The organism is Microbacterium sp. SLBN-146 (assembly GCF_006715145.1).
Taxonomy (GTDB): Bacteria; Actinomycetota; Actinomycetes; order Actinomycetales; family Microbacteriaceae; genus Microbacterium.
Window position 1 is genome coordinate 3,456,013 of record NZ_VFMR01000001.1, and the last position, 22,166, is coordinate 3,478,178.

The 22,166-nt window shown below is 69.0% G+C and carries 20 protein-coding genes; 13 read left to right on the forward strand and 7 right to left on the reverse strand.

Features of this window, described 5'->3' with window-relative positions; all coding sequences use genetic code 11:
- The first annotated feature begins 8 nt into the window (after positions 1-8).
- From aroA to bcp, 3 genes are read left to right on the forward strand one after another with little or no spacing between them, the layout of a single operon-like run.
- Positions 9-1,370 (forward strand): 3-phosphoshikimate 1-carboxyvinyltransferase, encoded by a 1,362-nt coding sequence (gene aroA / locus FBY39_RS15670; RefSeq protein WP_141933502.1) that lies wholly within the window; start codon positions 9-11, stop codon positions 1,368-1,370.
- Entirely contained in the window at positions 1,367-2,413 is a 1,047-nt protein-coding gene (rsgA, locus tag FBY39_RS15675; RefSeq protein ID WP_141933504.1) for a ribosome small subunit-dependent GTPase A, read from the forward strand. Before aroA ends, rsgA begins: the two co-directional genes overlap by 4 nt.
- Before the next feature lie 37 nt (positions 2,414-2,450).
- Positions 2,451-2,921, forward strand: a complete 471-nt coding sequence (bcp, locus tag FBY39_RS15680) for a thioredoxin-dependent thiol peroxidase (protein WP_141933506.1) — start codon at positions 2,451-2,453, stop codon at positions 2,919-2,921.
- A 6-nt stretch (positions 2,922-2,927) separates the two neighbouring features.
- Here bcp and FBY39_RS15685 read toward each other — a convergent pair whose 3' ends face one another.
- On the reverse strand, positions 2,928-3,320 hold the full coding sequence (locus FBY39_RS15685) for a histidine kinase (RefSeq protein WP_141933508.1): 393 nt from the start codon (positions 3,318-3,320) through the stop codon (positions 2,928-2,930).
- A gap of 244 nt (positions 3,321-3,564) precedes the next feature.
- On the opposite strand from FBY39_RS15685, the gene FBY39_RS15690 reads away from it, so the two are divergent.
- Entirely contained in the window at positions 3,565-3,813 is a 249-nt protein-coding gene (locus FBY39_RS15690) for a WhiB family transcriptional regulator (RefSeq protein WP_019182239.1), read from the forward strand.
- A gap of 12 nt (positions 3,814-3,825) precedes the next feature.
- Here the strand turns inward: FBY39_RS15690 and FBY39_RS15695 are convergent, their stop codons facing one another.
- The 3 genes from FBY39_RS15695 to FBY39_RS15705 form a co-directional block, all read right to left on the reverse strand.
- Positions 3,826-5,313 carry a sensor histidine kinase gene (locus FBY39_RS15695; RefSeq protein WP_141933510.1) on the reverse strand — a complete coding sequence of 496 codons (1,488 nt, stop codon included), beginning with the start codon at positions 5,311-5,313 and terminating at the stop codon, positions 3,826-3,828.
- 66 nt (positions 5,314-5,379) lie between these two features.
- The gene (locus FBY39_RS15700; protein ID WP_141933512.1) at positions 5,380-6,624 is read right to left on the reverse strand and encodes a hypothetical protein; all 1,245 of its coding nucleotides are present in this window, start codon (positions 6,622-6,624) and stop codon (positions 5,380-5,382) included.
- Entirely contained in the window at positions 6,624-7,247 is a 624-nt protein-coding gene (locus tag FBY39_RS15705; protein ID WP_141933514.1) for an SAF domain-containing protein, read from the reverse strand. Before FBY39_RS15705 ends, FBY39_RS15700 begins: the two co-directional genes overlap by 1 nt.
- A 111-nt stretch (positions 7,248-7,358) precedes the next feature.
- On the opposite strand from FBY39_RS15705, the gene FBY39_RS15710 reads away from it, so the two are divergent.
- Positions 7,359-7,640, forward strand: coding sequence for a helix-turn-helix domain-containing protein (locus FBY39_RS15710; protein ID WP_141933516.1), 282 nt, complete (start codon positions 7,359-7,361; stop codon positions 7,638-7,640).
- Positions 7,641-7,645: 5 nt separating this feature from the next.
- Here the strand turns inward: FBY39_RS15710 and FBY39_RS15715 are convergent, their stop codons facing one another.
- A complete protein-coding gene (locus tag FBY39_RS15715; RefSeq protein WP_141933518.1) occupies positions 7,646-8,248 on the reverse strand; it encodes a hypothetical protein in 603 nt (200 codons plus the stop codon).
- A 123-nt stretch (positions 8,249-8,371) separates the two neighbouring features.
- Between FBY39_RS15715 and FBY39_RS15720 the strand changes: the two genes are divergently transcribed.
- A complete protein-coding gene (locus FBY39_RS15720; RefSeq protein WP_141933521.1) occupies positions 8,372-8,812 on the forward strand; it encodes an Rv3235 family protein in 441 nt (146 codons plus the stop codon).
- A gap of 26 nt (positions 8,813-8,838) precedes the next feature.
- On the opposite strand, the gene FBY39_RS15725 is transcribed toward FBY39_RS15720, so the two are convergent.
- Entirely contained in the window at positions 8,839-10,065 is a 1,227-nt protein-coding gene (locus FBY39_RS15725; protein WP_141933523.1) for a pyridoxal phosphate-dependent aminotransferase, read from the reverse strand.
- A 66-nt stretch (positions 10,066-10,131) separates the two neighbouring features.
- The gene (secA, locus tag FBY39_RS15730; protein ID WP_141933525.1) at positions 10,132-12,975 is read right to left on the reverse strand and encodes a preprotein translocase subunit SecA; all 2,844 of its coding nucleotides are present in this window, start codon (positions 12,973-12,975) and stop codon (positions 10,132-10,134) included.
- Between the two features lie 262 nt (positions 12,976-13,237).
- Between secA and FBY39_RS16760 the strand changes: the two genes are divergently transcribed.
- From FBY39_RS16760 to FBY39_RS15765, 7 genes are all read left to right on the forward strand, one after another.
- Complete coding sequence (locus tag FBY39_RS16760) at positions 13,238-14,167, forward strand: efflux RND transporter periplasmic adaptor subunit (RefSeq protein WP_141933527.1); 930 nt, start codon at positions 13,238-13,240, stop codon at positions 14,165-14,167.
- Entirely contained in the window at positions 14,164-14,901 is a 738-nt protein-coding gene (locus tag FBY39_RS16765) for an ABC transporter ATP-binding protein (RefSeq protein ID WP_141934286.1), read from the forward strand. Before FBY39_RS16760 ends, FBY39_RS16765 begins: the two co-directional genes overlap by 4 nt.
- On the forward strand, positions 14,898-16,106 hold the full coding sequence (locus FBY39_RS15745; RefSeq protein WP_141933529.1) for an ABC transporter permease: 1,209 nt from the start codon (positions 14,898-14,900) through the stop codon (positions 16,104-16,106). Before FBY39_RS16765 ends, FBY39_RS15745 begins: the two co-directional genes overlap by 4 nt.
- A 67-nt stretch (positions 16,107-16,173) precedes the next feature.
- On the forward strand, positions 16,174-16,785 hold the full coding sequence (locus tag FBY39_RS15750) for a PadR family transcriptional regulator (RefSeq protein ID WP_141933531.1): 612 nt from the start codon (positions 16,174-16,176) through the stop codon (positions 16,783-16,785).
- Between the two features lie 119 nt (positions 16,786-16,904).
- Positions 16,905-18,632 carry a DEAD/DEAH box helicase gene (locus FBY39_RS15755; RefSeq protein ID WP_141934288.1) on the forward strand — a complete coding sequence of 576 codons (1,728 nt, stop codon included), beginning with the start codon at positions 16,905-16,907 and terminating at the stop codon, positions 18,630-18,632.
- Positions 18,633-18,713: 81 nt separating this feature from the next.
- Positions 18,714-20,057: a hypothetical protein gene (locus FBY39_RS15760; protein WP_141933533.1), complete on the forward strand. Its 1,344-nt coding sequence runs from the start codon at positions 18,714-18,716 to the stop codon at positions 20,055-20,057.
- 502 nt (positions 20,058-20,559) lie between these two features.
- On the forward strand, positions 20,560-22,041 hold the full coding sequence (locus FBY39_RS15765) for an HNH endonuclease signature motif containing protein (protein WP_141933535.1): 1,482 nt from the start codon (positions 20,560-20,562) through the stop codon (positions 22,039-22,041).
- The last annotated feature ends 125 nt before the right edge of the window (positions 22,042-22,166 follow it).

Here is a 22,166-nt window from a genome sequence, read left to right on the forward strand (position 1 = left end):
AGAACCCGATGACCGCCGACGCGTATTCCCCGTCCTCCACGACCCGCGACCGCAGCCCTTGGGCGGCGCCCGTCGCGGAGTCGCCGGTGCGCGCGACCGTGACGGTGCCCGCATCGAAGTCGCTCACCAATCGCGAGCTGATCCTGGCCGCTCTCGCGGACGGCTCGAGCCGCCTCTTGAATCCCCTGCATTCCGACGACTCGCGGCGAATGATCGAGGCACTGCGAACCCTCGGCGTGGGCGTCGAAGCCGTCGAAGGCAGCGGCCCGTTCGGCGACGATCTCGTCGTCACCCCCGCCTGGCCCCTCACCGGCGGAACGACGGTCGACTGCGGGCAGGCGGGAACGGTCATGCGCTTCGTCGCGCCTCTGGGCGGCTTCGCGAAGGGCGATGTCGCACTGACCGCGCATGAGAGCGCGCTGCACCGGCCCATGGGCGCCATGATCACGGCCCTCCGCGACGTCGGCGTCGACATCGACGACGGCGGCACGTGGTCGCTTCCCTTCTCGGTGCGCGGTCACGGACACGTACGCGGTGGCGAGATCACGATCGACGCGAGCGCCTCCAGCCAGTTCGTGTCGGGTCTGCTGCTCTCCGCGCCGAGATTCGACGTCGGACTCCACCTCGTCCACACCGGCGCACGCCTGCCGAGCATGCCGCACATCGACATGACGATCGAGTCGCTGGCGCACCGCGGTGTGCACGTCGAGTCCCCCGCCGTCGGCGAGTGGGTCGTCCCCGCCGGGCCGATCCGCGGCAAAGACGTGGCGATCGAGCCAGACCTCTCCAACGCCGCGCCGTTCCTGGCCGCCGCGATGATCACGGGAGGCTCCGTGTCCGTCACGGGCTGGCCCGCACATTCGACCCAGCCCGGCCACCTGCTCACCGACATCCTCGCGGTGTTCGGCGCACGCACGTCGCGTCGCGGCGGCGTCCTGACCGTCACGTCGGGCGGCAGCATCCACGGGGTCGACATCGACCTGTCGGCGGCCGGCGAGCTCGCGCCCACCATCTTCGCCCTCGCGGCGTTCGCCGAAGCGCCCACGACCCTCCACGGAATCGGGCACATCCGCGGTCACGAAACCGATCGCATCGCCGCGCTCGTCGGCAACCTGCGTGCGATCGGTGGCGACGCCGAAGAGCTTCCCGACGGCATCCGCATCGTTCCGCGGCCGCTTCACGGCGGCGAGTGGAAGGCGCATCACGACCACCGCCTCGCGACGACGGGCGCCCTCATCGGCCTGGCCGTTCCGGGTATCGAGATCGACGACATCGGCACGACCGCCAAGACGATGCCCGAGTTCCCCCGCATCTGGCACGGGATGCTCACGGATTCGGCTTCCGATCCCGAGGCGCAGCGGGCATCGTGAGCTGGCTCGAGCCGGACGACGAGGACGACGAACCGGAGTTCGACGAGCAGGACGTGCGCGTCCGCCCGAATCCCAAATCCAACCGGCCGCGGACGAAGCGGCGACCGACGCACAGCGATGCGCGAATGGCGCGGGTCCTCGGTGTCGACCGCGGCAGGTACACGGTTCTCGTCGACGAGGACGGCCCTGACGAGCACACCGTCCTGTCCACGCGCGCCCGGGAGCTGCGGAAGACATCGATCGTCACCGGTGATCGCGCGCGCGTCGTGGGTGACGTGTCCGGTGACGATGGGACACTCGCGCGCATCGTCGGCATCGAAGAGCGCACGTCCCTTCTCCGCCGAAGCGCCGACGACACCGACCAGGTCGAACGGATCGTCGTGGCCAACGCCGACCAGATGCTCGTCGTCGTCGCTGCCGCCGACCCCGAGCCTCGTGCTCGGCTCGTCGACCGCTACCTCGTCGCGGCGCTGGATGCCGGCATCCGTCCGATGCTCGTCGTGACCAAGACCGACCTGGCCGACCCCGCGCCGTTCCTCACGCACTTCGACGGTCTCGATCTGGAGGTCTTCACGAGCGCGCAGGAGGAGATGCCGCTCGAACGCGTCGGGGCAGCGCTCGTCGGCCACTCGACGGTGTTCGTGGGCCATTCCGGCGTCGGGAAGTCGACGCTCGTGAACGCGCTCGTTCCCGACGCGAAGCGCGCGACAGGCCACGTCAACGTCGTGACGGGTCGAGGACGCCACACGTCGAGCTCGACCGTGTCCTTGCGCTACCGCGGGCCGGACGGCTCAGGGTGGGTCATCGACACACCGGGAGTTCGCTCTTTCGGACTCGGCCATGTCGATCCGGCGAACATCCTGAAAGCCTTCACCGAGCTCGCACTCGTGGCGGAGGAATGCCCACGTGGATGCACGCACCTTCCCGACGCACCGGACTGCGCGATCGTCGAAGCCGTCGAGGAGGGCCGCCTCGGACCGACGGGAGCCGCACGGCTGGACTCGCTGCAGCGCCTTCTCGAGACGTTCTCCCACCGCCCGTGAGGTCGTTCTGGCGCGCCTGCTGTCCTATCGTTGAGGGGTGACCTCCTCGAGACTCGAATCCGGCGCCCCCGCTCCCCTCTTCACTCTCCTCGACCAGGACGAGAACGAGGTGTCGCTCGAAGCCCTTCGCGGCGGGCCCGTCATCCTCTTCTTCTACCCCGAGGCGATGACTCCGGGCTGCACGACCGAGGCGTGCGACTTCCGCGACAGCCTCGCACCGCTGCAGGCTGCGGGATACACCGTGCTGGGGATCTCGCGTGATCTACCCGAGAAGCTCCGGCGGTTCCGCGAGCGGGATGGACTGGACTACCCGCTCCTCAGCGACCCCGACCGCTCCGTGCACGAGCAGTACGGTGCGTGGGGCGAGAAGACGAACTACGGAAAGGTCGTCGAGGGCGTCATCCGCTCGACCTTCGTCATCGACGCCGACGGTCGCATCAGCCACTCCTTCTACAACGTCAAGGCCACCGGCCACGTCGCCCGCCTGCGCGCGCAGCTCGGGGTCTGACGACCGTCACTCCGCCGCAGCGGATGCCGCGCGCCCGGCCGCCCTCGCGGCGAAGACGAGCAGCACGAACGTCACGAGAGCAGGAACGGCGAGCGCGAGCCCGATGAGCGGGTGCGCGTAGGCTCCCGTCGCGGCCCCGAGAGCAACGGCGAGAATCAGGAGTTGGGTCACGATCCCGCCGGAGCGGCCCCACGATCGGCCGCGCACGATCGCGACCGAGAAGGCGATGACGGCCACCGCGCCGACGAGCGTCAGAACAACGAGGGCGATCGCACTCGCGATGAAACCGGTGTCACCTGCCGCGATCGCGGCGAGCTGCCAGACGACGATGCCGACGAGGGCGAGCCCTTCGGCCCCGACCAGAACGCCGGCGATCCGTTCGACGGTCCCTGTGCGCATGCCTCAACAGCCCTTCTCATCGAGCGGCGGGATCTGTGTCGATCCTCCACACCTCGGAGGCGATCCCCAGCAAACGGCTCAGAAACCTGCTCGTAATCTCTTGATCAAGCCGATGTGCTATGGGACGATGGCTTAAGCCGTGTGCTCCCACAGCGCCGTGGGGCGAGCGTTCTGCTCGCACACCCACAAGGGTACCCGACCCGAACGGATGCCCGTAAATCACTACCCCGCAAGGAGCACCTCCATGGACTGGCGCGACAAGGCTGCCTGCTTGACCGTCGACCCCGAACTGTTTTTCCCCGTGGGGAACACAGGACCGGCGGTCGACCAGATCGAGAAGGCGAAGTCCGTCTGCGCCCGGTGCACCGTCACCGAGATCTGCCTCCAGTACGCCCTCGAGTCCGGTCAGGACTCGGGCGTGTGGGGCGGACTTTCCGAAGACGAGCGTCGCGCGCTCAAGCGCCGCGCCGCTCGCGCTCGCCGCGCTTCCTGACCGGCCCCCGCGCTACGCGCGAGGAACCGCGATGTAGCGCAGGGGAATGTCGATCGTCACTTCCGTGCCCGCCCCGACGGCGGTGTGCCAGTCGATCGTCCCCCCGAGCTCACCCTGGATGAGGGTTCGGACGATCTGCGTTCCGAGCCCTCGTCCGACCTGACCCTCCGGCAGGCCCACACCGTTGTCGCGGACGGTGACGGCGAGGTGATCCTCCGAGCGGTCCGCGAGGATCTCCACCTCTCCCTCTTTGCCGGCGAGGCCGTGCTCGACAGCGTTCGTGACGAGTTCCGTGAGCGCGAGCGCGAGCGGAGTCGCGTACTCGCTGGGCAGGGTGCCGAAGCGCCCCGTCGTGCGGGTCTTCGCGCGCGTGCTCGGCGCCGCGGCCACCTCGGCGATCAGCTTGAGGGCGCGATCGAACACGTCATCGAAGTCGACGTTCTGCGCGAGCCCCTCCGACAGGGTGTCGTGGACGACGGCGATCGCCGAGACCCGCCTCATCGCCTGGGTCAGCGCCTCGCGAGCTTCGTCGGAGTGCGAGCGCCGCGCCTGGATCCGAAGGAGCGAGGCGACGGTCTGGAGATTGTTCTTCACCCGGTGATGGATCTCACGGATCGTGGCATCCTTCGTGATGAGCTCCTGCTCCTGGTGACGGATCTCGGTCACGTCGCGGCAGAGGAGGATCGCACCGATGCGGTGGCCGTGGTCACGGAGCGGGATCGTGCGCAGCGACACCGTGACGCCGCGCGACTCGAGATCAGCGCGCCACGGTGCGCGACCCGTCACGACGACCGGGAGGGACTCGTCGAACTGGCGCTTGACCGGGAGGATCTGGGTCACGACCTCAGCGAGGGACTCCCCTTCGAGCTCGTCGTCGAACCCGAGGCGGTTGAACGCCGAGAGCGCGTTGGGGCTCGCGAACGTCGTGATCCCGTCGACGTCGAGACGGATGAGTCCGTCCGAGGCACGAGGCGCACCACGGCGCGGCGCCGTCGGTGCTGAGAGATCGGGGAACTCGCCCGACGCGACCATGCCGAACAGATCGTCGGCGCAGTCGTTGAACGTGATCTGCTGCCGGCTGGGCGTCCGCGTCTCACCGAGGTTCGTGTGCCGCGTCAAGACGCCGATCGTCTCGCGGGGGTGACCGTGCTGGGCACGCACGATCGGGACGGCACGGACCCGCGTCGGGGTCTCCTCGAACCAGTCCGGCGATGCCGAGTCGACGATGCGCGCTGTCTGGAAGGCTTCGCGCACCTGTGTGCGCCACTGGGGACGCACCCGGTCTCCCACGATGTCGCGGTAGAACAGGGTGGCTGCGCCGCTCGGGCGGGTGTGCGCGATCGCGACGAACGAGTCGTCGCCGGTCGGGACCCAGATGACGATGTCGGCGAAAGCGAGGTCGGCGAGGAGCTGACCGTCACCCGCGAGGCGGTGGAGCCATTCGACATCCGCTTCGCTGGAACGGCCCTGGGCATAGACGAGATCGCTGAGGGTCGACACCCCTCCAGCGTACGGCCGCGCACACCCGTCCCGCGGCGCACCTCCCCGACGGTCGGTGAGTGGCACTCACGCGGCGCCACCCCGGCCCCGACGTCGGCGACTGCGGGAGGGAGCACGGTCGGGAGGACGAACGAGCGCCTCTCCGACGAAGCGCCGTACGGCGAGGGTCAGCGGCGACTTCGGCGCGACCTCGGCGATCGGGCGCGCAGCGAGGAGCGCGGCGTCCGCGGATCTCGGGTCGTGGGGAAGGAACCACACGTCGCGGAGCCCTGTGAACCGCTCGATAGCTCGCCGCACCTGACCGCGCGCATCGAGGCCGAGTGTTCCCGGACGGAGCCGATTCGCGACGACGAGCAGCTCACTCCCTCCGATCGTCGCCCGTAGGTCGGGGACAGCCCGGACGAATCGCGAGATCCCGAGAGGGTCCGCCGACACCACCGCGACAACCGCATCGGCGACCTCCAGCGCGGCGAGCGTCGCGGCGTTCCGACGCGGGCCCGCGAGATCGCTCACGATCTCCTCGTCGCGCTCGAGAGATGCCGCGACGTCGACCACGGTGAAGTCGGTCCACGTCCTGCAAGTCTCCAGGGCCGCACGCACGCGGGTGTCGGAGAGCTCCGGCCACCGCGACGGGCGATTGATGCCCGTCAGCACGTCGACGCCCATCGACTCGATCGGGAGACTGATGCGGGTCAGCTCGGCGGCGTCGAGCGAGCCCAGCTCCGCCTGCCGGCATGCGGCCGCGAAGCCCGGGCCTTCGTCGGGCAGCCCGAGAGAGAGCGCGAGGGATGCCGCGTGGGAGTCTGCGTCGACGAGGGCCGCGCGCCGACCCCCACGGGCGAGTTCGACTGCCAACTCGGTAGCCACCGTCGAGCGTCCGGGAGCACCGGCCGGCCCCCAGACGACGATCGAGCGCGGATCCTTCGAGCGCACCGCACCGCGTACCGGCGCGAGCGGTGCTGCGAGGATCTCGACGAGACGCCACGCCTCGATGTCGATCGGCCGGAGAGGCTCGAGTCCGTACAGCGACACCGCGTGCTCGGCGTCAGCCCCGGCCCCGAGAGGGACGATCCGCACCCCCGATCGATCGCACAGGCCGACGAGCTCTGCCGAGACGACGAACCGATCGACCGCGATGACGAGCGCGTCCGCCGCGACGAACGCGCGAGACAGCACGGGGTCGTCCTCGTCCAGGAGCCGAGAGACGGGCACGGATGCCGGGACGCTCGCCGTCACCTCGATCCCTTCTGCCGCGAGGTCCGTCGTCAGCCGGGCGCCGTGGGGGTCGTCGACGGCGACCATGACCCGCATCAGTCCCCTCCGAACGTGGGAACGATCGAGAGAGCCGCTTCCTCTGCGACCGCCGCGAGCGTCGCACCGATCTCGGTGCGCGGTATCGCCACCTCGAGTCCCGCCGCTCCCCCACCCAGGAGAGAGTCGTCGCGTGTGACGGAGATGACCGTCGCGTCGACGACGAGCACCCTCGGATCCTCGTAGCGCCCGCGCTCGATGAGCGGTGCTGCCCAGATCTCGACGCGCGCACCCTTCTCGACGCTCGCGGGGACGTCCGCGCTACGGAGGACGACGCTCGTCGTGGCCGCGGCCGAAGCGCTGCCGATCGCGGACGCCGGGACCAGTTCGCCTTCGTTGATCGTCCGCGTCGCGATGGACCCCGCCTCGAGCTCATCCGGGACGAGGTACGCCCCCACCGACTGACCGAGGGAAACCTCCACGAGGAGGAGGTCCGTCGCCTCGACGGGTGCTCCCGCCGCAAGCACGTGAGCGGCGATGTAGACAGGCGTAGTCTGGCGCGCGCTCGCGATGACCATCCAGACGCCGCCGACCGATGCGCCGATCAGGAGGATCCCCAGCACGAAGCGCAGGTCGCTCCACGGAGCGCGGCGGGACGGACGGGTGGTCGCGGGACGAGTCATGAGGACATCGTGCAGTACGACGCCCACCGTCCACCGTCGTTATCCACAGGGTCACCGACGTTGATCGACGGCCGTTGATCAACGGCTCGGGGCGGCGGGATAATGGTACCCATGCCCAAGATCCCCCCATCTGAGGTGCGTCTTCTCACCCCCGCTCAAGTCGCCGAGATCATCGCGATCTCGATCGACGATGTCATGTCGCTCGTCCAGAAGGGCGAGCTTCGCGGCATGCGCGTCGGCTCACCAGGACAATGGCGGATCGAGGAGGCGAGCGTCGGTGAGTACCTCGACGCGCAGATCGAGCTGACACGTCGCGCGGCCCTCTGGCAGCAGTCGCAAGAAGCCAGCTTCCCGGAGCTGTGGGGTACGGGGGAAGTCCGCCACGACGATTGACGTGCTCATCGCACGGCGGGGTCGTCGAACCTCACCCACGCGAGGGCGGTGAGCGGAACGAGGCGATGTCCTGTCACGACGTCGTTCCGCCTCGGGGCTCCGCGATCATGCAGCGCGAGGTCGAGGTGATCGGCCCCCGCTCGGTCGATCGTGCCCGTCAGCGCCCGCCCGTGAACGAGGCCGATGGCGACCCCGACTCGTCGGCGCACGAGGTCGCGGAGCATGAAGCCGAACGTCATGCGATCGGACAGGTTCGTCGGTCGCGGTGCGGGTCGTGCGCTGCGAAGAACCTCGACGTGCGGCATCCCGACGGACAGGATCGATGCGAAGGGGATCAGCACAGCATCCCGGCCGCCCTCGTCCGCCTGCAGGGCGACCCAGTCCGCACCCACCCCCGTGACGCGGCACCGCAGGACGCTGCGGTCGGAGAGCTCGATCGAGATGGGGACCGCCGCGGCCTCCGTGCTCGCGAGGACGGTGAAGCGTTCGCGCAAAGTGACGCGTGAGAGCCGCAGCCGCTCGGCTTCGGTGTCGAGCGCGGCTCTCTCGGCCTCCCACTCGGAGGCCAACTGGTCTTCGAGATCGTCGAAGAATCGGTCCCAGCGCACTCGGGCAGGCTAAGGCACAGGTGATCCTTGGGGCGGACTTATCCACAGGATGCCGGACCCTCCGCAGCCGCCGAACGCACTGTGCTGTACTTCTCCCGAATCACCTTCCGGAGAGAGGCACGCATGGCAACGTCGCGACCGAATCCCGCTGGCGCTGCGCCCTCACCGCTCAGCGCGATCGATACGATCGGCTACTTCGCACCGCAGCGAACCCCCGCGATGCACCTGCCCGACCCCGAGCCGCTCCTGCGCAATCTCACGCGCGGTGTCCTCGAAGTCTTCGGCGGCGTGCGAGAGGTGGATCAGCTCGCACGTTGGCTCACCGAAGACGCCTACCGACGGCTTCTTACTCGCGCCAACCTCGCCGCGAGAGCGCGCTCGGCTCGCGGTCTCCCCGTCAAACGCCCCGTCCATCGGATCCTGTCGGTGCACCAGCAGTCACCAGACGACGGCGTCGTCGAGTCCGTCGTGATCGTCCAGGGTCCCGCGCGGACCCGTGCCGTGGCACTCCGATTAGAGGGGGTCGACGGACGCTGGCGCGCGACGTCGCTCGCCCTCCTCTGAGCGCGAACTCGTCGCGCCGACACGACCTACTGGCGGTACGACGCCAGGAAGTTCCCGAGCCGCTCGACGGCTTCCGTGAGGACACGCGCCTCGGGCAGCGTCACGATGCGCAGATGATCCGGAGTCGGCCAGTTGAAGCCGGTTCCCTGGACGAGCAGCACGTGCTCCGCGACGAGGAAGTCGTAGACGAGCTTCGCATCGTCGTGGATGTCGTGCACCTCGGGGTCGAGCCGCGGGAAGGCGTAGAGCGCCCCGGAGGGCTTGACGCACGAGACACCGGGAATCGACTCGAGCGTCTCCCACGCGGCATCCCGCTGCTCGAGGAGTCGTCCGGCGGGACCGATGAGCATGTCGATCGACTGCACGCCCGACAGCGCGGCCTGCACGGCGTGCTGCGCGGGGACGTTCGGGCACAGCCGCGTCGATGCGAGCAGCGTGATCCCCTCGATGAAGCCTCGCGCATGGCCCGTCGGTCCCGTGATGACGAGCCACCCTGAGCGGTATCCCGCCACACGGTACGTCTTCGAGAGGCCGTTGAACGTGAGCACGAGCAGGTCGGGTGCGACGGAGGCCATCGGGATGTGCACGGCGTCGTCGAAGAGGATGCGGTCGTAGATCTCGTCAGCGAGCACGAGCAGCGAATGCTCGCGCGCGATGTCGGCGATCCCCTCGAGGATCTCGCGCGAGTACACCGCGCCCGTCGGATTGTTGGGGTTGATCACGACGATCGCCTTGGTGCGCGGCGTGATCTTGGCCCGGATGTCGTCGAGATCGGGCTGCCAGCCGTCGGCCTCGCTCGCCACGTAGTGCACGGGAGTCCCGCCGCCGAGGCTGGTCATGGCGGTCCACAGGGGATAGTCGGGAGCCGGGATGAGCACCTCGTCACCCTCGTCGAGCAATGCCTGCATGACCATCGTGATGAGTTCGGAGACCCCGTTCCCGAGATACACGTCGTCGGGCCCGAACGAAGGGAACGTGGGGTCCTGCTCGTACCGGTAGACGACGGCGCGTCGGGCCGACATGATGCCCTTGCTGTCGCTGTAGCCGTGCGCGTGCGGAATCGAGTCGATCATGTCGCGCACAATCTGGAAGGGCGCCTCGAAGCCGAAGATCGCGGGGTTGCCGGTGTTCAGCTTGAGGATCGTGTGCCCCTCGGCCTCGAGCCGATCGGCGGCGACGAGAGCCTGCCCGCGGATCTCGTAGAGGACATCCTTGAGCTTGCCGGACTGATCGAGGGGGCGGAGCGGACTCATCGGATCAGGATATCGACAGGATGCCGAGGCCAATCGCCATGCGGTGGCACGGCCCGGCTCCTGTCGTCACTTCTTCTTGTCTGCCGCCCGGCGCTCCGCACGGTTCTGGGGCGATGCCCCGCCGGCTGCGCCGTCCGTCCGCTGACCGAACGCGCCGCGCTGCGGGGCAGCCTCGGGTGCCGGCGTCGGCGTGCCGTCAGCGGACTGAGAAGCGGCGGCGGCAGCGGCGGCCTGGCGGAGGCGGTTGGTCGCCGCCTGCTGCACCTGGCCACGGTCGTTGCGCACTTCGACTTCGCCCGCGTCATTGGCGGCCGAATACTGCAGGCGCTGTCCTTCGACGGGGGCCGCCGTGAGTCCCTTGGCGTCGACCTCGACCTCGGCGACCTCGCCGCTCGCATCGCTCGGGCGGCGAACTTCGACCTCGAGGTTGTAGAGGTAGCCGACGGACTCCTCCTTGATCTGCCCCATCATCGACTGGAACATCTGGTACCCCTCGCGCTGGTACTCGATGAGCGGGTCGCGCTGGGCCATCGCGCGCAGGCCGATGCCGTCCTTGAGGTAGTCCATCTCATAGAGGTGGTCGCGCCAGCGGCGGTCGAGGACCTGCAGCACGACGCGACGCTCGAGCTCGCGCATGGCCGGCTCGCCGAGCGATTCCTCGCGCTTGCGGTACGCGATCCGCGCGTCGGAGATGATCTCGCGCTTGAGGCCTTCCGACGTGATCCCGCCCTTGCGGCCCGCGCCCTCGGCGACCACCTCGTCGATCGTGACGTCGACCGGGTAGAGCGTCTTGAGCTCCGTCCACAGGGCGTCGAAGTCCCAGCTCTCGTTGTGTCCGGAACCGGTGTGGTCCTCGATGACCGCCGTGATGGCGTCCTCGATGAAGTGCTCGACGCGCCCCGCGATGTCGTCGCCCTGAAGGATGTGACGACGGTCGGAGTAGATCGCCTCGCGCTGGCGGTTCAGGACGTCGTCGTACTTGAGGACGTTCTTGCGGATCTCGGCGTTGCGCGCCTCGACCTGCGACTGCGCGCTCTTGATGGCACGCGTGACCATGCCCGATTCGATCGCGACGTCGTCGGGGAAGTTCGTGCGCGCCAGGATCGCCTCGGCCGCGCCCGACTGGAACAGCCGCATGAGGTCGTCGGTGAGCGACAGATAGAAGCGGCTCTCGCCGGGGTCGCCCTGTCGGCCGGCGCGACCGCGCAGCTGGTTGTCGATGCGGCGCGATTCGTGACGCTCCGTGCCGAGCACGTAGAGACCACCGGCGGCGACGACCTTCTCGGCCTCCGTCGCGACGATCTCCTTCGTCGCTTCGTACACTTCGTCCCACGCGGCTTCGTACTCGTCGGGAGTCTCGACGGGGTCGAGCCCCTTCGCCTTCATCTCCTGAACGGCGAGGAACTCGGCGTTCCCACCGAGCATGATGTCGGTACCACGGCCGGCCATGTTGGTCGCGACCGTCACACCGCCGAGACGTCCCGCGCGGGCGACGATCTCCGCCTCCCGTGCGTGGTTCTTCGCGTTGAGGACCTCGTGCTTGATGCCCTTCTTGGCGAGGAGGCGCGAGAGGTACTCGCTCTTCTCGACGCTCACGGTGCCGACGAGGACGGGCTGGCCTGTCGCGTTGCGCTCGGCGATGTCCTCGACGACCTGGGCGAACTTGGCCTGCTCGTTCTTGTAGACGAGGTCCGACTGGTCCTTGCGGATCATCGGCTTGTTGGTCGGGATGGGGACGACGCCGAGCTTGTAGGTCGACATGAACTCGGCCGCCTCGGTCTCGGCGGTACCGGTCATACCGGCGAGCTTGTCGTACAGGCGGAAGTAGTTCTGCAGCGTGACGGTGGCGAGCGTCTGGTTCTCAGCCTTGACCGGCACGGCCTCCTTCGCCTCGATCGCCTGGTGGATGCCCTCGTTGTAGCGGCGTCCGACCAGGATGCGACCCGTGTGCTCATCGACGATCATGACCTCGTCGTTCATGACGACGTAGTCCGAGTCGCGCTTGAAGAGCGCGAGCGCCTTGATCGAGTTGTTGAGGAACGAGATGAGCGGCGTGTTGGCGGACTCGTAGAGGTTGTCGATGCCGAGGTAGTCCTCGACCTTCTCGATGCCGGGCTCGAGGACGCCGATCGTGCGCTTCTTCTCGTCGACCTCGTAGTCGACGCCGGGCTCGAGGGTCTTGGCGATCTTCGCGAACTCGACGAACCAGCGGTTCGCCTCCCCCGAGGAGGGACCGGAGATGATGAGCGGCGTGCGAGCCTCGTCGATGAGGATCGAGTCGACCTCGTCGACGATCGCGAAGAAGTGACCGCGCTGGACGAGGTCCTCCTTGCGCCATGCCATGTTGTCGCGCAGGTAGTCGAAGCCGAACTCGTTGTTCGTGCCGTACGTGATGTCGGCGTTGTACTGTTCGCGACGCACTTCGGGGGTCTGACCCGCGACGATGATGCCCGTCGTCATGCCGAGCGCGCGATAGATGCGGCCCATGAGCTCGGCCTGGTACGACGCGAGGTAGTCGTTGACCGTGATGACGTGCACGCCCTGGCCCGCGATCGCGTTGAGGTAGACGGGGAACGCGCCCGTGAGCGTCTTGCCCTCACCGGTCTTCATCTCGGCGATGTTGCCGAGATGAAGGGCTGCGCCACCCATGATCTGAACGTCGTAGGGGCGCTGACCGAGCGTGCGCTTGGCCGCCTCGCGGACGGCGGCGAACGCCTCGGGCATGAGCTGGTCGAGCGACTCGCCGGCTTCGTACCGGGCACGAAGCTCGACGGTCTCGCTGCGCAGCTCCTCGTCGCTCAGCTGCGCGTAGTCCTCTTCGAGGGCGTTGACGGCCTTCACGACCTGCTGGAGGCGCCGGAGGATGCGTCCCTCACCGGCGCGGAGCAGTTTCTCGAGGGGGTTGGCCACGGAGCATCTCCATCTTGTCGGGTGCGGCGCCGATCGGCGCCCGTGCCGCACGGGCGCGTGAGCACCCGGGCATACCCGGCCCATGTTACCCGCCCGTGATCTTTGCGTGGGCTGTGGGATGCCGAGGGTGAATTCGCGTGAGATCTCCGGGTCATCCCGGACACTTCACCTGAGATGACCCTGACCCGCCCTCGTCGCGCTTTCTCGCGCCGCTAGGGTCATGTCGACATGCTCCCCGGCGACGGGGACGAGAGGAGTGCACGTGATCGTCTGGCGCCGGTGGATCTTCCCCCTTTTGATGGTCGTCATCTTCGGGGCCGTGGCGGCCGCGCTCGTCAAGCTCGCGTTCTTCCCCGAGGCGAGCGATGCCGCTGTCACACCGTCGGCGGGCATCTCCGAGTCGGTCGTGGCGGTCGAGCGCGGGGAGGTCGTGAATGCGCTGAGCCTCACGGGGACGGTCGCGCGCGACGAGTCCTTCCCTCTCCGTTCCGAGATCGACGGCGTCGTCACGACGGTCCATGTGGGCGAGGGGCAGGCGGTCGCCGCCGGGCAGGTGCTCTTCACGATCAAGCAGAACGACCCCGTCCGCTCGATCGACGTCAAGGCTCCCGAAGCCGGCGACGTCGGCGAACTCGCGGTCGTGAAGGGCCAGCCGACCTCTGTGGGCGGCGAACTCGCGACGCTGACGCCCGCGCGATTCCACGTGCTGAGCACGGTGGAGCCCGTGCAGCTCTACCGATTGCTCAACGCTCCCAGCGAAGCATCCGTCACGATCCAGGGCGGGCCGGCACCGTTCGTGTGCACGGGACTCAAGGTTCAAGTGGCCGAGGACGGCACGACGAGCGTCCGTTGTGCCATTCCCGGCGACCAGGTCGTCTTCGCGGGACTCCAGGCGACGCTCGACATCACCGTGGGAACCGTGCAGGACGTCCTCGTCGTCCCGACGACCGCCGTGCGGGGAGGAGCGGGATCCGGCGTCGTGTGGGTCGACGCGGGCGACGGTTCGGATGCCGAGGAGCGCGAGGTCACGCTCGGCGTCGGCGACGGCACCATCGTCGAGGTGACCGGCGGACTCGAAGAGGGCGAACAGATCCGCCAGTTCGTGCCGGGCCTGGCCGCGACGACCGAACCGGTCTGCTACGACGACGGAATGGGCGGGGAGTACTGCGAGGAGCAGGGGTGGAGCTGGTGACCCTCGTCCGGCTGGACGCCGTCACGAAGGACGTCGTCCTTCCCGACGACACACGCCTGGAGATCCTCCGGGGAATCGACCTGGAGGTCGCGGCGGGAGACCACGTCTCGATCGTCGGACGCAGCGGTTCAGGCAAGTCGACGCTCCTCAACCTCCTCGGGATGCTGGATGCGCCGACGAGCGGCACGGTGTCGTTCCTCGGCGATCCGGTCGGCCGGATGCGCCGCGGGGCGCTCGACCGGCTTCGCGGGAAGAATGTCGGGTTCGTCTTCCAGCAGTTCAACCTCCTCGCGGGGCGGACGGCCACGGAGAACGTCGAGATGCCGCTGAGCTACGCGCGCGGCACGATGTTCTGGTCCCGCCGACGACTGGCGCACGAGATGCTCGACAGGGTCGGCCTGTCGCATCGCCTGGATTCGACCCCCGAACAGCTCTCGGGGGGCGAGCAGCAGCGCGTCGCGATCGCCCGCGCGCTCGTGCGACGGCCGTCGCTCATCCTCGCCGACGAGCCCACGGGCGCGCTCGACGTCGAGACCGGGGAGGCTGTCATGACGCTCCTCGACGACATCGCCGCCGAAGCACAGGCCGCGCTCGTCACGATCACGCACGACGTGCACGTCGCCGCTCGCGCTCGCCGCCACTTCCGGCTCGAAGAAGGCAGGCTCGAACCCGTGCGGCTCGATCTCGCGTTCCGCGAGACGGCGCTCGGCTCCGTCACGGGCACCGCCTCGTGAGCGCGTTCATCGGAGCGCTCTCCGAAGCGTGGTCCGAGCTGCGCCACCACAAGCTGCGTGTCCTGCTGAGCCTCATCGGCATCGCGGTATCGGTCGCCGCCATCACCGCCGTCGTCGCCTTCGGCGAATACCAGCGGCAGTTCACCGCCGAACAGTCGGACCGCTCGGGCGGGCGTGTCGCGACGATCGCGGTCTCCCCCACCCGTACCGATGGTCTGCCGATGGACTGGGAGTCGTTCGACGAGCGGTTCGATCGCGTCGCGGAGCGGTTCGACTTCTCGCACTCGACGCGCGTCTTCAGCGGTCTGCAGATGCAGCTCCAGACGCCGGAGTACGTCCGCCCCGTCACGACGCGCCTCGTCGATCCCGCGTATCCCGTCATCCACCGGTCGCCGATCGCGGAAGGACGCTGGTTCCGCGACTCCGACGCCGACCTGCTGTCGCCGCCCGTCGTCCTCGGGGAAGCCCTGTGGGAGTCTCTCGGTGAGCCGAGCGTCGACGCGGGGACGACGGTCACGTTCGTCGGCGACGGCGGCGGCACCTACACCGTCATCGGCGTCGAGCCGCGGCAATGGGCGGGCGACGAGGAGAAGACGGCGACGATCCTCTATGACAGCTACGCGAGCCGCGTCGACCGGCTGTCGCCGGACATCTTCGGCTCGTGGGAGGTCTGGGTTCCCGCGGGCATCGTGGCCGAGCTCGGTCCCGTCCTCGCGATGGATCTGCGCGCGGGTCTCGATGACATCGATGTCGGGGTTTCGCGATCGGACTGGGGATCACGCCCCGAAGCGGCGTCGGCCGCGCTCGTCTTCGAGCTCGTGACGGGGGCGATCGCCGCCCTCGTCCTCCTCCTCGGCGGGCTCGGGCTCGTCAACATCCAGCTCGTCGCGATGCGGCAGCGGATCCGCGAGATCGGCGTCCGCCGCAGCTTCGGCGCATCGGCAGGACGGATCTTCACGACGGTCCTGCTGGAGAACGTCGTCGCGACGGCCGTCGCCGGGGTCGTGGGGATCGCTATCGTCATCGCGGTGCTCCGGGCGCCCTTCATCCTGGAGATGTTCCCCGGGATGCAGGACATCCCGCCGTTCCCCGTGCGGGCCGCCGTGACAGGGCTCGTCGCGGCCGTCGCGATCGGCGCGATCGCCGGGTTCCTGCCCGCACTCGCGGCCGTGCGCGCGAAGGTGATCGACGCCCTGCGGTTCTGACGGGGCGGCCCCCGGGCGACCCGGGGTGCATATACTCGGCAACGCGTTCACACAGGGGGGAGAACGGATGTCGGTACGCCAGAGCCTGCTCGCGATCCTCGATCGCGGACCGTGCTACGGCTACCAGCTCCGCGCCGAGTTCGCCCGCCGAACCGGTTCGACCTGGCCGCTCAACGTCGGCCAGATCTACAACACCCTCGATCGACTGGAGCGCGACGGGATGGTCGTCCGCGACGACGTCGACGAGCACGGGCACGTGTACTGGCGGATCACGGATGCCGGATCTGCCGAAGCCCACGCGTGGCTCCGCGCGCCGGTCGTGCGTCCGCGCGGCACGAGGGACGAACTGGCGATCAAGCTCGCCCTCGCCGCGACCCTCCCCGGTGCGGACGTCGCGACCTTGATCGGTGCACAGCGGACAGCCTCCGCGGAGAGATTGCGATCACTCGACGACTCGGCCGACGAACAGGACGGAGGCGCGGCACCGGAGGATGTCGCCCGCACGCTCGTCCACGCGTCGATGAGATTCGAGGCGCAGGCGGAGCTGCAGTGGCTCGACCATGTCGAGGAGCAGTTGGCGCGGCATCCGGATCATGTCCTGGCGCTCGAGCTGTCGTCCGAGCGCCCCAAGCGCGGCCGACCGGCCGCCGCGCACGGGCCCGAGCAGGTGACGGACTGATCGCCCCCTCGGCGGCGCGGCGCGGCATCCTGTCGCCTCCCAGGCCGGACGCACTATCCTGAAGCGTGTCCACAAGCGATGACCCGATCGAGGCAGCGGCTCCCGCAGAAGCCCCCGCGATGACTTTCTCCGACCTCGGACTGGGCGACGCAGTGCTCAAGGCCCTGCGCGACGTCGGCTACGAGACCCCCTCCGCCATTCAGGCCGCGACCATCCCCCCGCTCCTCGCGGGGCGCGACGTCGTCGGTCTCGCCCAGACGGGCACGGGCAAGACCGCCGCGTTCGCGCTCCCCATCATCGACCGGCTCGATCTCTCGCAAAAGACGCCGCAGGCCCTCGTGCTGGCACCGACGCGCGAACTCGCCCTGCAGGTCTGCGAGGCGTTCGAGAAGTACGCCTCGCACCTCAAGGGCGTGCACGTGCTCCCCGTGTACGGCGGGCAGGGCTACGGCGTACAGCTCTCGGCGCTGCGTCGCGGCGTCCACATCGTCGTCGGCACCCCCGGACGCATCATGGATCACCTCGAGAAGGGCACACTCGACCTGTCCGACCTGTCGTACCTCGTGCTCGACGAGGCCGACGAGATGCTCAAGATGGGCTTCGCGGAAGACGTCGAGACGATCCTCGCCGACACGCCGGACTCCAAGCAGGTCGCGCTCTTCTCCGCGACGATGCCCGCGACCATCCGCCGCATCTCGCAGCAGTACCTGCACGACCCCGAAGAGATCACGGTCAAGACGAAGACCACGACGTCGGCGACGATCACGCAGCGCTACCTCGTCGTCGCCTGGCAACAGAAGATGGATGCCCTCACCCGCATCCTCGAGGTCGAGAACTTCGACGGGATGATCGTCTTCGGGCGTACGAAGATCGTCACCGAGGAGATCGCCGAGAAGCTGCGCGCACGCGGCTACTCGGCCGCCGCCATCAACGGCGACGTCGCGCAGGTTCAGCGCGAGCGGACCGTGAACCAGCTGAAGTCCGGAAAGCTCGACATCCTCGTCGCGACCGATGTGGCCGCGCGCGGCCTCGATGTCGAGCGGATCTCTCACGTCGTCAACTTCGACATCCCGACCGACACCGAGTCGTACGTGCACCGCATCGGCCGCACCGGTCGCGCAGGGCGTTCGGGCGACGCGATCAGCTTCGTCACGCCCCGCGAACGCGGACTCGTCCGCGCCATCGAGCGCGCGACCCGGCAAGAGCTCACCGAGATGCAGCTGCCGAGCGTCGACGAGGTGAACGTCACGAGGCTCACCCGGTTCGACGACCGGATCACGGAAGCGCTCGCCTCGACCGAACGCATCGATCGCTTCCGCGACATCATCGCGCACTACGTCCGTCATCACGACGTACCCGAAGTCGACGTCGCGGCAGCTCTCGCGATCGTCGCGCAGGGCGAATCGCCCCTTCTCCTCGACCCGGCTGCCGAGCCCGAACGCCCGGCCCGCGTCGAACGGACGCGCGACCGTGGCGACGACGACCGGGGCGAACGGCGTCCACGCACGCCCCGCGGCGGCATGGCGACCTACCGGATCGCCGTCGGAAAGCGACACCGCGTCGAACCCCGACAGATCGTCGGCGCACTCGCCAATGAGGGCGGTCTCCGACGCGACGACTTCGGCGCCATCCAGATCCGACCGGACTTCTCGCTCGTCGAGCTGCCGGCAGACCTGCCGCAGGCGACGTTCGATCGACTGACCGACACCCGGATCTCCGGCCGACTCATCGAGCTCCGTCTCGACACGGGCGGACCCTCGCGCCGCCCGCGCGAAGACCGAGGGGACCGACCGTCGTACGACGACCGGGGCGAGCGGCCCGCGCGCAAGCCGAGGCACAAGGACTGACCGCCCCGCGACGCCTGAGCGTTCGCCGACGGCGTCGCTCAGGCTGGCGGTCGGCCTTCGCGACCATCGTAGGATCGAGGCATGGCGGGATTCTGGGGCAAGCGCAAGCGCGAGCAGGAAGAACTTCAAGCCCAGGACGCTGACCTGGCGCGGAAGGCGCAGACCTCGCTCGTCTCGGCGGACGAACGGATCCGCGTGACGACCGACGAGCTCGTCTTCGCGGAGGCCGAACTCGGTCCCGAGTCGACGAAGGAGCTGCGCGAGGCCCTCGCTGCCGTCAAAGAGCACCTCGGCGAGGCGTTCCACCTCCACCAGCTCAATCACGACGAGATCCCCGACACCCCCGAAGAGTTGCGCACGCGCAACGCCCGCATCGTGCAGCTCTGCGATTGGGCCGAAGATCTGCTCGACGATCGCACGTCGTCCCTCGCCGAACGCATCGCACGCGCGCGCCGCGCACCCGAGATCATCGCCGGCGTGCGCGCCGACGCCGCTCGACTGCGCACGCGCGTGCCCGGAGCACGCGAGACCGTGCAGCGACTCGCGTCGCGGTACTCCGCCGAGGCGCTGTCGCAGGTCGATGCCAACCCCGGTGAGGCGGATCAGCTGCTGAACTTCGCGGAGCACAGCGCCTCCGTCGCCGAGCGTCGCCGCGAGGCCGGGCAGCGCGAGCAGGCGAATCTCGCGCTGGAGGCATCGACCGAAGCGGTCCGCCGTGCGGCCACGCTGCTCGATGCCGTCGAGACGTTCGAGGTCGAGGCGCTGCGTGCGGAATCCACGCTCTCGGCGATCATCGAGGACTCGCGCGAAGACATCGCCGTCGCCCTCAAGGAGCCGCACTCCCCCGCCGTCTCGGAGGCGATCGGCAACCTGCAGGCGGCCCTCGCGGCCCTGCCCGGAGCAGGTGTCAACACCGACCCGTTCGCGCTCCTCTCCCGCCTGCGCGAAGCCAACTCCGCGCTCGATGAGGCGATCGCGAAGGCGCGCGCCCGTGCCGCCCGCCCCATCCCGCCGCTCGAGCACGTGCGACACTCCATCGATGACGCCGACCGTCAGCTCGCCGTCACGAGAGACGTCATCTCGGGGCATCGCGGATGGATCGGCGCCGACGCGCGGACGCGGATCGCCGAGGCGGAGCGCGTGCGCATCGACCTCGACCGCTACCTCGGCACGTCTGCCTCCGCGGCGACGAACATCGACGAGGACCACCGCGAGCAGGCGATGGCAATGGCGCGCCGTGTCGCGTTCCTCTCTGCGGAGGCGCTGCAGCTTGCGCAGCGCGACATCGACTCCTCGCGGCCGCAGCAGGGTCCCGACCAGTGGGGCCGGGGTGGCGGCCGCGGCGACGGCGGAGGCGGAAACCTCATGGGCGGCATCCTCGGCGGCCTCGTCATCGGAAGCCTGCTCGACGGCATGTTCGACTGACCCGCTCGCGCCCGCTCGCTTGTCTTGAATGGCGGGGCGGGATGCCGTGATGTCGCCCTTTGCGACAAGTGAGCCGGATGGCCGGTGCGCGTGACGGTTCCGTTCACTCGTCTTGAATGGCGGGGCGGGATGCGGCCGGGTCGCCGTTTGCGACAAGTGAGTCCCCGGGGCTGGATCGCGATTCAGTTCACTTGTCGTGAATGGCGGGGTGGGATGCCGTGAGGTCGCCCTTTGCGACAAGTGAAGCGGCTAGGGGGTACGCGTCGCGGTTCCGTTCACTTGTCGTGATTGGTGGGGTGGGATGCCGCGAAGTCGCCCTTTGCGACAAGTGAGCGTCCGGGGCTGTGCGGGGGTCGACCCTGCTCCGTCGCCGGGGTCGCGGGCTCGTTTGTTTGTCGTGAATGGTGGGGTGGGATGCGGCGGGGTCGCCGTTTGTGACAAGTGAAGTTGGGGGTGTGGATAGTTTCGGGTGAGTGTCGGTGGGGGTCGCTAACCTTGGAACATGCATTCGAAGCGGCTGGTGGTCTTCACCGACGGTGACGCGGCGATCCTCGCCGAGGTTGTTGCCGAGGTGCAGAAGACGCAGGCGGTCATCGCCGCCGCGCAGGCCGCGCAAACCCGGGCGCTCGCCCGGGCCGGGGACCTTGCCCGCACCCAGGCGGTACGCAGCCGGCGGAACGTGCGTGATCACGACATGGCGTTACGGGGCATCGCCGCTGAAGTCGCCGGGGTGATGAGACTCGCCGACCGGTCGGTGCAACGGCAGATCGGGGATGCGCTGAACCTCGTCGAAGAGTACCCGCAGACAGTGGACGCATGGGAAGCCGGGGAGATCACCCGCGGGCACGTACGAGCGATCGTCGACGCGGGAGCACCGTTGCCGCCCGAGGCGCGTGCCGGGTTCGAACACGAGGCGCTGCGACGATGCGAGGGGCAAACCCCCGGCCGGGTGCAAGGCGAACTGCGGTTGCTGGCCGAACGGCTGCACCCCCGGACGCTGGCCGAGCGGCACGTCGAGGCGTGCGAGACGCGTTCGGTGCGTGTGATCCCGGTCGGGGACGGAATGTCCGACCTGTGCGCGACAGTCCCGTCACTGTTGGCGGATGCGATCTACGACCGGCTCACCCAACAAGCGCGGAGCATCGTGGATGTGCGGGGACAGGCTGCCGCCGACGCGCGCGCCGCGAACCAGGCGCCCGGTACCGGCGGCGGAAAGGACGGTGGGGAGGACTCCGAAGCAGTGTCGCGGCTTGAGCTGATCGGATCGGACACGCGCACGATGGACCAGTTGCGGGCGGATCTGCTCACCGACATGCTCCTCACCACCCAACCCGGCGCTGACCCCACCCGCACCGACGACGGCCCCGGAGCCCTCGGCGCCATCCGTGCGAAGGTGCAGGTCGTCGTGCCGGTCCTCAGCCTCCTCGGCCGTGATGACGCACCGGCCGACCTCGTCGGACACGCGCCCATCGACCCCGCCACCGCCCGGCAACTGGCCGGGTCCACCCGGTCACCCCTGGAGCGGATCCTCACCCACCCCGTCACCGGGGCCGTGCTGCACGTCGACACGTACCAGCGGACCGCGGCGATCGACCGGTACCTGCGCGCCCGCGATCAGCACTGCCGATTCCCCGGATGCCGGCTCCCCGCCATCCGCTGCGAAGTCGACCACACCATCGACGCCGCCCACGGCGGGCCCACCCACGTCCGCAACCTCGCGCACCTGTGTCAACGACATCACAGCATGAAGCAATTCACCGCCTGGAAAGTGACACAACTCCCCGGCGGCATCCTGCAATGGACCTCACCCCTCGGCCACCACACCCTCGACCACCCACCCTCACTCGGCGTCCACTTCCGACCCACCGACGACCCACCCACCGGCGACCCGGTCGACACCGGTGACCCATCCGGCGCCGACGATCCGCCCGACACTGACGACCCACCACCGACGGCGTCAGGCCATACTCGCGCACCGTTCTGACACAGCACCGTTCTGACACAGCCCCCTTCCGACGCGGCACCGTACCGAGGCGCCGCTGTGAGGGCTTCGCTCGTCGAGTCGCCGCTACGGCACCCACCCCGCGACGGCTTTGGCGGGGAACGCGC

Excerpts from the sequence above, each read along its gene's own strand:
- aroA (WP_141933502.1), top strand. The coding sequence starts at position 9 with ATGACCGCCGACGCGTATTCCCCGTCCTCCACGACCCGCGACCGCAGC.
- FBY39_RS15685 (WP_141933508.1), bottom strand. The coding sequence starts at position 3,320 with ATGCGCACAGGGACCGTCGAACGGATCGCCGGCGTTCTGGTCGGGGCC.
- FBY39_RS15690 (WP_019182239.1), top strand. The coding sequence starts at position 3,565 with ATGGACTGGCGCGACAAGGCTGCCTGCTTGACCGTCGACCCCGAACTG.
- FBY39_RS15700 (WP_141933512.1), bottom strand. The coding sequence starts at position 6,624 with ATGCGGGTCATGGTCGCCGTCGACGACCCCCACGGCGCCCGGCTGACG.
- FBY39_RS15705 (WP_141933514.1), bottom strand. The coding sequence starts at position 7,247 with ATGACTCGTCCCGCGACCACCCGTCCGTCCCGCCGCGCTCCGTGGAGC.
- FBY39_RS15710 (WP_141933516.1), top strand. The coding sequence starts at position 7,359 with ATGCCCAAGATCCCCCCATCTGAGGTGCGTCTTCTCACCCCCGCTCAA.
- FBY39_RS15720 (WP_141933521.1), top strand. The coding sequence starts at position 8,372 with ATGGCAACGTCGCGACCGAATCCCGCTGGCGCTGCGCCCTCACCGCTC.
- FBY39_RS15725 (WP_141933523.1), bottom strand. The coding sequence starts at position 10,065 with ATGAGTCCGCTCCGCCCCCTCGATCAGTCCGGCAAGCTCAAGGATGTC.
- FBY39_RS15750 (WP_141933531.1), top strand. The coding sequence starts at position 16,174 with ATGTCGGTACGCCAGAGCCTGCTCGCGATCCTCGATCGCGGACCGTGC.
- FBY39_RS15755 (WP_141934288.1), top strand. The coding sequence starts at position 16,905 with ATGACTTTCTCCGACCTCGGACTGGGCGACGCAGTGCTCAAGGCCCTG.
- FBY39_RS15760 (WP_141933533.1), top strand. The coding sequence starts at position 18,714 with ATGGCGGGATTCTGGGGCAAGCGCAAGCGCGAGCAGGAAGAACTTCAA.
- FBY39_RS15765 (WP_141933535.1), top strand. The coding sequence starts at position 20,560 with ATGCATTCGAAGCGGCTGGTGGTCTTCACCGACGGTGACGCGGCGATC.